At 61.7% G+C, this 11,339-nt stretch carries 3 protein-coding genes; 2 read left to right on the top strand and 1 reads right to left on the bottom strand.

All coding sequences use genetic code 11. The annotated features are described in order from the left end of the window. Positions 1-141: 141 nt before the first annotated feature. Positions 142-4,806 carry a PKD domain-containing protein gene (locus tag GA615_RS23410; RefSeq protein WP_152053757.1) on the bottom strand — a complete coding sequence of 1,555 codons (4,665 nt, stop codon included), beginning with the start codon at positions 4,804-4,806 and terminating at the stop codon, positions 142-144. A 1,175-nt stretch (positions 4,807-5,981) separates the two neighbouring features. Between GA615_RS23410 and GA615_RS23405 the strand changes: the two genes are divergently transcribed. Together GA615_RS23405 and GA615_RS23400 are read left to right on the top strand one after the other, a co-directional pair. After that, positions 5,982-6,950: an XrtA system polysaccharide deacetylase gene (locus tag GA615_RS23405; RefSeq protein WP_235905638.1), complete on the top strand. Its 969-nt coding sequence runs from the start codon at positions 5,982-5,984 to the stop codon at positions 6,948-6,950. Positions 6,951-7,111: 161 nt separating this feature from the next. Then, on the top strand, positions 7,112-11,320 hold the full coding sequence (locus GA615_RS23400) for a tetratricopeptide repeat protein (protein ID WP_152053756.1): 4,209 nt from the start codon (positions 7,112-7,114) through the stop codon (positions 11,318-11,320). Positions 11,321-11,339: the final 19 nt, after the last annotated feature.

Raw genomic sequence — 11,339 nt, 5'->3', positions numbered from 1 at the left:
CCCTTGTTGTACGCCAGCGACGTTCGCCCAGACTACCTCAGACCAACAGCTTGATGCGGCGGCCCTGGGAACGCTGCCCAGTTGTTTCTGGGCAGCGTTTCTCGCAATTAAACTTATTTAAATAATCGTCACGCTGGGGTGCTATACGGTTTTTTCAACTTGGAAGTCGTCGATATGAACGCTCCCTGCGTATCGGGCGATTCGCCCGATGCCGACCGCCCCGGATCTCTGCAACGCCTCGTCCGTGAGGGCAATTGCCCATCGTGGATCACTCCGGAACGACCGGTCGCCATCGAGGTATGCGTTCGTGTCCAGTCGCTGGACCTGAACTCGCACCGTCGAACCTAAGACTTCCAGGGTAACGCGGACCCATTTCGAACTCAACCAGCTCTGGCTAGTGACGGTCCCTAGCGTTGTCGTGAGCCCGTTCTCGACCCGGATCAGTTCAATCTTCAATCCTCGCGTGATCACGGCCGCGTAATAAGATGGCGTTGCCGTTTCCAGGTCTATTCCGCGAGCCATGATGGTGACAGGAACGAGCGAGTCCACAAAGACACTGGCGCTGACGCGGACGTCCGGGCCGAAGTCCTGGTCCACCCATGCCCGAGCGGCTGTATTGCTCTCACCATCCGACTGGAGGGAATAACGCGGACTGAAAGCCCGCGCGTCAGAAACGGTCATGAGATCGTCAGCATGATTGGACCACTGCCGCCATCCTACCGGGAAGATGCCGGTGTCGAAGCCCTCGGTATAGACCGTCTCGAACTCGGAATCTTCGAAGATCGGCGGTTCCACCGTGATGGAGACGATCACCGGGTCGCCGGCGGTGACGGTATCGGTCGGGCGGTAGGTGAACTGGTCGATGCCGCTGAAGTTCGTGTTGGCGACGTAGGTGAAGGAGCCATCGGGATTGAAGTTCAACGTGCCGTTGGTGGGACCTTCGACCAGTTCCGCGACGATCACGACGCCGTCCGGGCCGTGGTCGTTGGCCAACACGCCAGGAGCATCGACGACGAGTGGAGTCCTCCCGCTCGCCGTGTAGAAGTCGGGCAACCCCTGAGGACGGTTGTCGAAGGTGATGCGCACGGTGTTCGTCGTGATCTCGAGCGTCCGAAGGTAGGTCTGATCTCCACGTGTTACTTCGAGAGTGAACGGCCCGCGCGGGTCAATGGTGATGTCTCGCGGGTCCGAGGTCGTCTGTCGTTGAATTTCGTTCACCACCGGGACCGACGCGAGGCGACCTTCCGTGTCCGTGGTTCCTTCAAAGATGAGATTCTGTTCCCGATCGTAGAGCCGGACTTGTCCGTCGGCCACGGCGTCGCCCTCGGGGCCGATCAACTCGAAGTCGACACTGAGTCCGAAGTGGAGATCTTTGGTCTTGATCCCCACATAACGGACGGTATCGGGAGCGCCATCGGCATAGAGGTTGTCCAGGAATCGGAGGTTTCGGGCGGATGTCTTCATCTCGCCCACGTTCAGGCTCGCGAAGGGCATCGACGCACCTTCGGTCAATGTGCGGAATGTGTTGGCGAAGAACGTGATATCCTCATTCACGCCGTCGTAGCTGTCGTTGTCACCGATGTTCAACGCAATGTGGTTGCTCTCGAACGTGTTCCCGGAGAACGTGATGCCCGTACCTGCATCAATCCCGGAGAGCGTCAGACCCCAGGCCTGGCGACTCAGTGAGGGATCCGCCTCGGTGACAATTGCCTTGAAAGTGTTGTTGTTGAAGTGAATGTTCGCGTCAGTCATCTGCCCGTTGCCATTGCTGGCACTGATTCGAGCACCCGTCGCAGCCCAGCTCAAGCCCGGACCGGCCTCGCCGACGAACATGTTGTCGTGGATCGAAATATTGCGGAATTGCGAGGAGTAGTTCCTCATTCGGAAGGCAGTCGCTTCCATGCTGCTCGCGCTGTATTCGAGATTCGGGCGTTCGCGGGCCTCAAGGTGATTATTATAAATCGATCCATTTTGGATCACCCCCGTTCCCCCGGCGCCGTCGAGCAGAATTCCTCGGCCGTTGATCGGAATCACGGTATTCCCGGAGATCTCGAAGTTGCGCAGGCCATTATAGAGCACAATGCCGTAACTGTTCGTTGCAACAGCGTCGTGGCGAATGTCATTGTCGTGGACTATGACTTCCGTGAGCGATCCGCCGGAGATCAGGATTCCCATTTGGAGGGATCCGGTAACCTCATTGTTCTCCACTCGGAGAATGCCACTTGCGGCGGAGAGATTGACCGCAGCATAAGCAGCCTGGCGGTTCGAGACCCGACTCATTGACCCGACAATCGTGGTGTTGCGGACCGTAGTGTTAGTGGACCACTGGCCGTGGATCATGTGGGTATCCAGGCCGCCCGCTCGGAGTTCCACATTGTCCACTGTTGCTCCCGTGGAGCTTCGGAGGTAGAGCGGGATCCCCTGATAGCCAAGCGCTGGGCCCTGTACGATTCGGCCGTTCGTTACCGTGAAGTCGCGAACCTTGGTTCGATTGTTGTTTACATGCGAGGTTTGGAGGTATGACGGAAGGTAATACGTTGAGGGTGTTGCGACGATGCCGGATTCGCGGGCGCGAGAAACCTCCACGAAATCGAGGTCGATCGTGTCCGACTCCCCCTCGGGAGGTTCGGCGGTGATGGCCAGTCGGACGGACATGGCGGTCGGGGGAACGAGGGTGGCCAGCGCGGTGCGTCCTCCATCGGCTCGGGTCCGAGAGCTGGCGAGGACTGACCCCGTCTTCGCGTCGAGGATGGACAAGGTGACGTAAGAACCCCAGCGTCCCTTGATCGAAACCGCGGCGGTATACTCGACTCCGGCCGAGGGTAGATCAAGCACCTCGGAGACGATGGTCTCCGGCGCCTGGATTGCCTCGAACCGGAGCATCGACGTGCCCCACATCCCCTCGCGAGCAGGGGCACGAAGTACTGACGGGGCCTGCGACAGATCCCAGCCGGGGGCGTCAGTCGGCGAACTGCCGTCCTCGAAGCCGGCATTGGGCACATGGATCGGGGCGCTGTTGCCGTAGGTAATCGTGTGGCCGTTGAGATCAAAGGTGATGTTACTGTTCAATACGATGAACGCGGTCCCCTCGACGGTCACGTCGGTTTGCAGTACGTAGGTGGTGTCGGCCTGGTCCAGGTAGTAGGGGCCGTCACCGCGGGCGGCTAGCCAGGCCTGGTCGATGAGGATGGTGTTGGCAGGCAGCGGAGCGTGGACGGTGACGGTGAAGGACTGGCTAGCGGTGGCCTGACCGTCGCTCACGAGGACGGTCATGGAGTGCGTCGCGATCTGGCTGGTGGTGGGGATCCAGGAGAACTGGCCCGTGGCGGGATCGATGGAAGCGCCGTCGGGGGCGTTCTGGAGGCTGTAAGTCAGAATCTGGGCCGGGAGATCGGGGTCGGTGGCAACCGCCTGGAAGCGGAGTTCGGTGTCGGTGGTGGCGCTCTGATTGCTGATCGGGGTGAGGACGGGAGCGGCGTTGACTTCGTTGACGCGAACCGTGATCGTTTCCTGATCGGTGAGCTGGCCATCACTGACCTGGAGGATGACGCTGTAGGACGCGGGGCCCTGGGCTTCGGTCGGGGTCCAGGAGAAGACACCGGTTGAGGGGTCGATGGATGCGCCCTGGGGGGCGTCGCGGAGGCTGAAGGTTAAGCCGTGGGCGGGAACGTCCTGGTCGCTGGCGGTGACGACGAAGGTCAGCTCGGTCAGCTCATCGATCTCCTGGTCACCGACGGGATCCAGGAGCGGTGCCGTGTTCGCGGAAGCAGCGATCGTGGTCGTCGTGGAGACGGTGGTGGATCCCCCGTCCTTGTCGGTCGCCGTCATCGTGATCGTAAAGGTCCCGGCCTCGGCAAAGGTGTGGGAGACGTTCTGGCCGATCGCTTGGGTCCCGTCGCCGAAGAGCCAGCGATAGTCGAAGCCTGCGGACTGATCGATGGGACTGGAATCGGTGGCCGAGGCAGCGAATTGCAGCGGGACAAAGGCTTGGCCTGAGGAGGGACCGGAAAGCGATGCCGCGGGTGCCACGTTATCGACTGTGACCTTCAACGAGTCGGTTGACGTGATGCCGTAGGCGTCAGTCACCCGTACGGTCGCGGTGTAGGTTCCATTGTCCAGGTAAGTATGGGTCGGCGTCAGCGAGCCGGTCTGCGTCGAACCGTCACCGAACTCCCAGACAATCTCGAAAGGACCTGCGCCGGATGCGGTTGCCTCGAAACTGATTGGTTTGCCTTCCATCCCCGTTCTGTCTGCTCCGGCATCGATCAGCAGTGGGGTGACTTCGACCACACTCAGCGCATTGAGTGCGAACGTCGAGTTGACCCCTCCCTGATCAGCCAACCGCATGTTCAACTGGCCGTCTGCGACAATGACGCGAAACGTTGGACTCGCGTATTCACCTTTTGAGGTACGAACGTTGGAGGCGACCTGGTCTCCCTCGATCCAGAGTGAAATCTGGTCACGAGCAGCTTGAGCATCTCCCAGCGTCGGTGTCACATCGTAAACACCAACTGGTACATCAACCATGAAGGTGTGATCGCGGCCCTGGTGGAAATCCCGAAGTAAGTCGTTCGGTTCACCCCGATCAATCGAACCGAGGCCACGCGTTGACTGCCATCCAAATCCGCGTTCTTGATTGTAGGTGTACTTTGGGGTCTTGATGAAGTTTTCGTCGGCGGGAGACGACTCGAGCCCGAAGTCAAAATGCGCCGCGAAGCCCGAACTGCTCAGTAAGGTTTTCGGCTCAAGAGGTTCCAGGTTCAGCATCTTGGCACGACGAACACGAAGGCGGTTAGGGCGGCTCATCGGATGACCTCGCAAGTGGGCGCGGACCGGGATCGGCACTGATCCCAGGTTTGGCTCAGTGTTAGTGGACAGACGTCATAAAGTCGTGTGGTGGGTCGTGTCGGAAAGGCTCGGTCGTCTTCGTGCCGAGTCCCAACGTCTCTCCGGGCCGGTCCACAGCAACGGAACCAGCACAACACGAACGCAACTCACTTCTGGGAGAACCATAGAGCGCGAGGATGGTTAACAAGGTGTTGGAAACGAAAATTCGAGGAAGTTCCAGAAGTGGCTGGCGAACTTCTCGGTCGACGAGGCAAGCGAGGCAAGGTCGTGCGATTCATGAGATGGTCGAATAAAGTCTGTGGTGCAATTCCCTGCAGCCAAACCCCTGCGTGTCGCATAGATAAATGCATTTGAAATGCATTGGATTGGTGTTGCAATCGCAGCTTGATTGGGTGGCGGATTCGCTGAGTGGAGAGCAGGGGTGGTCGAAGAAAAGTCGTCTTTCCAGCGGTGTGGCCGGGGATGTGTGTCCTTCACAAAAAGCGTTGGGACACATTCGCTCACACGAACACTGGGGCGAATGATTACACGATCTGGGGAACGGTTATACGTTGCTCGCTCATTCATGGCAATCGGTCGTAAACCGTGAAACGACCGATGTTGAAAAAAAGAAACGCGATTCATCAGATGATTGCACGTTTGTCGCCTCGCGGTCATTGGTTCATGGGTCAAGCGAGTTCTTAGTGCCGTTCCGGCAAGCACTTCCGTTGCCGGTGTGATCGATGTCGAGCTCGCATCCACTCCGTCTGGCCGATGTAATTCCTTGGGTTAGGAAGGATGTTGGGATTGTAGCCTCAGGAGATTGGTCTGCCGTTTGCGTGGGACTGTGGTGCAGGCCGGGTTAAATTGGATTTAATGCAAATGTTTGCTAATAAATAATTATAATAACCATTTGATTGTTGACTTTAAATTCAGAAGCTTGGCCTTATCTTCATTATTCGTGTCCGCTTGCGGCGCGTCACGGAAGCCGGTACAGGTTCGAAATCGTGTTGTTCCCAGAGGTCGCGTTGGTGCGGACTCGAGGGGATCGGTTCGCCTCCGGTGTCTTCCTCCGTCCCAGATGGGCGTTCAGCTGAAGTGTGAACCCACCGGCTTCGGATCGGTAAAGCTTCCGTGAGAAGGAGTTCTGCCTGGTGCTGCCGCAACCGTCTCGATTGAACTTCACAACGTCCGAGACAGCCATTGTCGAGTCTGCCGAGTACCGTTCGGTATCGACCATTTCAGGCCCCTTCATTGTCAGCTTCGACATCGAGGAGCACGACCGGATTGAGGCCGCTGTTGGGCTGACCCTCGATCCCACGCTCCGGTCCCTCTATGCGCAACGCATGGTCGCAACCACTGAGTGGATTCTGGCAGAGTTGGACCGCCAGGAGATCCGTGCGACCTTCTTCATTCTCGGCACGATTGCCCGATCGAAACCGGACCTCGTTCGGGCCATTCACCGGGCAGGACACGAGGTTGCCAGTCACGGGTGGAACCATCAGCGCCTCCATTCCATGACTCCCGAGACCTTCCAGGACGATCTCCGGATGAGTCTCGATGCGCTCCAAGACGTGACCGGGGAACCCGTGCTTGGCTACCGAGCTCCCACGTTCAGTGTGGTTCGGAAGACGGCCTGGGCGATCGACATCCTGGCGAGTTCCGGACTGCGCTACGATTCGTCGATTTATCCCATTCACCATGATCGGTACGGAGTCCCGAGCGCTCCCCGAACCCCGTTTTTGGCACGTGGTGAACACCACGAGATCCTCGAACTCCCCCCGGCCACCCTGCAAGTCGGTCGCCTCACTCTGCCAATTGGGGGGGGAGGATACTTCCGACTCCTCCCTGGGTCCTGGATGCGTCATGCGATTGATCAGGCGCGTTGCTCGGCGCAAAACCAAGCAGTCATGCTTTATTTTCACCCCTGGGAATTCGATCCGGATCAGCCCCGACTTCCCTTGAAACAGCCCAGCCGGCTGAGAACGTATGTGGGCATCGCCCGAAGCCGCTCCCGGCTGACCGCTTTGCTAAGCGGAAGACGGTTCGAGCGTGCGATCGATATAGCACAAGATGTGTTGACTCGTCGCAACGCACTCGCCTCGTTTTCGCTCGTGGACTGAGATTTTCTTCAGTTCCTGCTTGTCATGACGGACCGGCTCGCAGTAGTTTGAAACCGCAATGACGCTCGAATGCACTCGATGATGGTAGTTGCGGTGGCCTAGGTGTTTGGTGTGGTCGGCTTTACCGCTCCGAATTCTGCATTGCAAAGACGAATCTTCATATGAGACGATTCAACTGGATCTTCTTCCTCGTTCTGCTGACGATTGCCGTCGTTACAGGGCTGGGCGTGTACCTCATCCACGGCCGCCAGGTGCAAAGCCAGGCGAGCGGGCTGCTCGACTATGCCCGGAACGCGGAGTCCGCAGGGGATCTGGACCTCGCCGTCGAACACCTCGAGCGCTTCCTTCAATTCGAGCGCGACGATCCTGAGGCCTGGGCGCTCTATGCCCGGATCGTCGACCGCCGCGATGCCGAGCAGACCAACTCGCGACAGGTCTTCCAGGTCCTGGAACAGGCCCTGCGATTCGTACCCGACGACGAGGAACTCCGCCGCCGATGCGTCGACCTCGCCCTGGAGATGGGCAACTTCGAGGAGGCCCGGCGCCATCTCAATCTGCTGTACGAGGCGGTGAATCCCGACGATCCCGATCAGCAGAGCACCGCCGCGGAACTGGAAGCCCAGCTCGGTCGTTGCGAGGTTGGCCTCGCCCGCTTCCGTGAGGCGGAAACCTGGTTCCGCAAGGCATTAGAACATGATCCGGGTACCGTTGACGCGAGTCTGGAACTGGCAAGAGTCCTGCGGGATCGCCTGGAGCGACCGGCCGATGCCGACGCGGTGATCGCGCAGATGGTCGAGGCGAACCCCGAGTCGGCCCGTGCTCGCCTGCTCCGCTGGCAATATCAGGAGCAGTATGAGCTGGATTCGGACCCTGAGGATGTCACCTTTGCCCTCCAGGCCGCACCCGACGACGACGAGGTTCTGCTCGCCGCAGCCCTGCTGGCCGAACGCAATGAGGACCGCAACACCGCTCGGTCTCACCTGCGGCATGCGATCGAGACCAACCCGGATCAACCGGACCTCTACCTCGCCGCTGCGTCACTGGAAACCCAGGACCAGAAGCCCGAACAGGCCGTGGCAATTCTGGAACAAGGGGTCGAGTCCCTCCCCGACGATCTCGAAATCCGCTTCTTCCTCGTCGATGCCCTGATCAGCCAGCGCGTCCAGGATCAGGATCCTGCTGGGGCGGAATCCCCCTCCGACGACGAACTCAATGCCATGATCCTCGATCTCAAAAAACGAGGCATGGCCGAGGGATTCACCCGCTATCTCGAAGCGCGTGTGCTGTTCCATGACCAGCAGTGGGCCAGGGCGATCCGGCAGATCAATACCGCCCGGCGGCTCCTCGCAGGACTCCCGGACCTGGTCGGGCGACTCGACCTGATGCTGGCCGAGTGTCACGGCCGCCTCGGGGCCGACGACCAGCAGGTCGCTGCCCTCCGGCAGGCCGCCGAACGGGGCACAACGGCCCCGGTCGCTCGTCTGGAACTGGCCCGTCGGCTCGAGAACGACGGCAATCCCGAAGCGGCCTTCCTGCTCCACCTCATGCTCCTGGAGGAACGGCCCGAATCGCAGCTCGACCTCGTCCGCCTCTTGATCCAGCAGAACCTGCAAAAGGCTCCGGCCGAGCGGAACTGGCGCGAAGCCGAAGAACGGCTCGCGCTGGCTGAACGCGTCCTTCCCGAGTCGAAGACCGATGTCGACCTTCTGCGCGTCGACCTGCTGCTCGCTCAGGATCAGGTGACCAGGGCTCAGGAGGTCCTGGCCAGCCTCGTCCGGCGCGATCCCGACGACTGGCGCGTTCCCATCGCTCAGGCTCGGATGGCGGAACGCCAGGGGAACTCTGGCACTGCCCTCAAGCTGCTCGACCAGGCCGAAGCGCAGCACGGCGCCGCCCGCTCGATCGACCTCGAACGGATTGCCAACTGGACTCGCCAGGGCGGTGACGAGGCCAAGGCCTTCCTGACGCAATTCGCCGCACGGGTTCCCGATCGTCCCGCCGAGGATCAACCCGCCTTGCTCGAAGCCCTCGCCGTGGCGTTCCTGCGATTGGGCGAGGTCGAACAATCGCGGTCCCTCTGGAAACAGCTTGCCGAGGCCCAGCCCGACAACATCCGCCTCCGGATGGTCCTGATCGACCTCGCCCTGGCCGCCGCCGAGCCGGACGAGGTCCGCGATCACGTCGACGCCATGCGTCGGATCGAAGGTCCCGACGGCCTCCTCTGGCGCTACGCCGAGGCGATCCTGATGCTCGACCTCGCCTCCCGGGGCGATGCCAACGCCCTCCGGACCGCCCGCGACCGGGCCCGCGAGATCAACGTCCGGTCTCCCGAGTGGTGGGGCAGCTACGCCATCACCGCCCAGATCGCCGAACGCGAAGGCCAGATCGACGCGGCCACCCAGAACTACCTGCTCGCCATCGAGCGCGGCGCCAATCAGCCGACCCTGGCCCGCCGGCTCGTCGGCCTGCTCTACCAGCAGCAGCAGTTCGACACGATCGATCGCGTTGCCGGGATCCTCGAACGCCGCAACGCCGGCCTGGCCGACCTGACGCTCATCGAGGCCATGAACGCCCTGCGGCGCGGCGAGGTGGACCGGGGAATCGCCCTGGCCCGTCGCATCCTCCCGGAGGATTCCACCAACGCCGCCGATCACCTGTTCGTCGGCCGCATGATGGTCTATTCCGGTCGCTACGACGACGCCGAGCCGGTCCTCCGCCGGGCCCTCGAACTCAGCCCGGCCGATCCGACCGCATGGCTCTCGTACGCCGAATGCCAGTTGCGGCGCGGTCAGGACGACCGCGTCCGGGCGATGCTCACCGAGGCCCCTCAGGCCGTCGCGGCCGACCAGCGCGAGCTGACCCTCGCCCGGCTCCAGGATCTCCTGGGCGAGACCGACGAGGCGCGTAAGACCTTCGAGGAGGCGCTCCGCAAGCGGCCCGACGACCTCGGCACCTTGCGGTCGGTCATCGAGTTCACCGTGCGGAATGGCGATTCCGAACGGGCCAACGCCCTGCTGGAACGCGTCCGAGATCCCGGGCTGAAGGCCACCGAGGCCGACCTCGCCTGGGCCAACCGCATGCGGAGCATGATGCTCCTGCAATCCGGCGACCTGGCCCAGGTCGACGAGGCCCTCGAAATCGTCCGGACCAACCTCGAAGAGAACCCCTACAGCTTCGACGACCAGAAGATGCGGGCCATCCTCCTCTCGATGCGGCCCAGCCGCCGGCAGGAATCGATCGACGCCCTCAAGCAGCTCGACCAGAACCGGGCGCTCGAACCCAACGAGCAGTTCCTCCTGGCCATGCTCCACGGCGCCGGGGGAGACTGGCAGGCCAGCCGCTCGGTCCTGACCCGAATTGTCGACAACCCCGTCTCCCGCGACCCTCGGCCCCTCATCTTCTTCATCAGCCTTCTGCTCGATCAGGGAGACCTGGACGAGGCCGGCCGCCGCATCCCGCAGCTCCACACCCTGCTGGGGGAAACGCTCCAGGTCGTCGCCCTCGACGCCCGCCTGCTCAAGGAACGCGGCAACGATCCGGACGCGGCCGCCCTGATCGAACGCTACGCCGAAAGCCACCCCGACGAGATCGGGTCGATCGCCAACCTCTTCGACCAGCTCGACTTCCCCGAGCAGGCCGAGGCCGCCTATCAGGCCTTCATCGACCAGGACCCCGAGGAAAAGACGCGCCGGCTGGCCCTGGTCGCCTTCCTGGCTCAGCAGGGCCGCACCAACGAGGCCCTCTCCCTCTGCGACACCCTGCGGGCCGACGTGCCTCCCGAGGCGCTGGCCGAACTCGCCGTCAGCGCCCTGGCCCTGAACCCCGAGGCCGCCGACGCCCACTACGAACAGGTCGAGCGCTGGCTGCTCGACGCCTTGACCGTTGACCCGGACTCCGGTCCTCTCCTGGTCCAGCTTGCGGTCCTTCGCACGCTCCAGGAGAACTACCCCGAGGCCGAGTCACGCTACCGGGACGCGCTCCGGCGCGATCCCAACAACCTCCAGGCTCTCAACAACCTGGCCTGGTTGATCGGCTTCCGCGATCCCTCCGGATCCGAAGCCCTGGCACTGATCGAGCAGGCGATCGAGCGGGCCGGCTCCGTCCCGGCTTTGCTCGACACCCGCGCCGTCCTGAGGCTCCTCAAAGGTCAGGTCGAGCTGGCCCTGGAGGACCTCCGCATCGCCCTGGCCAACGCTCCGGACATTCCGCAGCTTTCCTTCCATCTGGCCTGGGCCCAGCAGACCGCCGGCAACCTTGAGGAAGCCCGTGAGGCCTTCGAAATGGCCAAACAACAAGGCTTGAAGCAGGAGACCGTCGATTCCCTTGAGCGCGGCGCCTACCACAGACTTGAGAATGATTTAAGCAAATGATGGCATGAGCGGAAGATGT

This window comes from Tautonia marina, assembly GCF_009177065.1.
Taxonomy (GTDB): Bacteria; Planctomycetota; Planctomycetia; order Isosphaerales; family Isosphaeraceae; genus Tautonia; species Tautonia marina.
Note: the sequence above shows the minus strand (reverse complement) of the source record. Positions and strands in the feature narration are given on the sequence as shown.

Coding starts and splice junctions, on each gene's coding strand:
- GA615_RS23410 (WP_152053757.1), bottom strand. CDS start 4,806: ATGAGCCGCCCTAACCGCCTTCGTGTTCGTCGTGCCAAGATGCTGAAC.
- GA615_RS23400 (WP_152053756.1), top strand. CDS start 7,112: ATGAGACGATTCAACTGGATCTTCTTCCTCGTTCTGCTGACGATTGCC.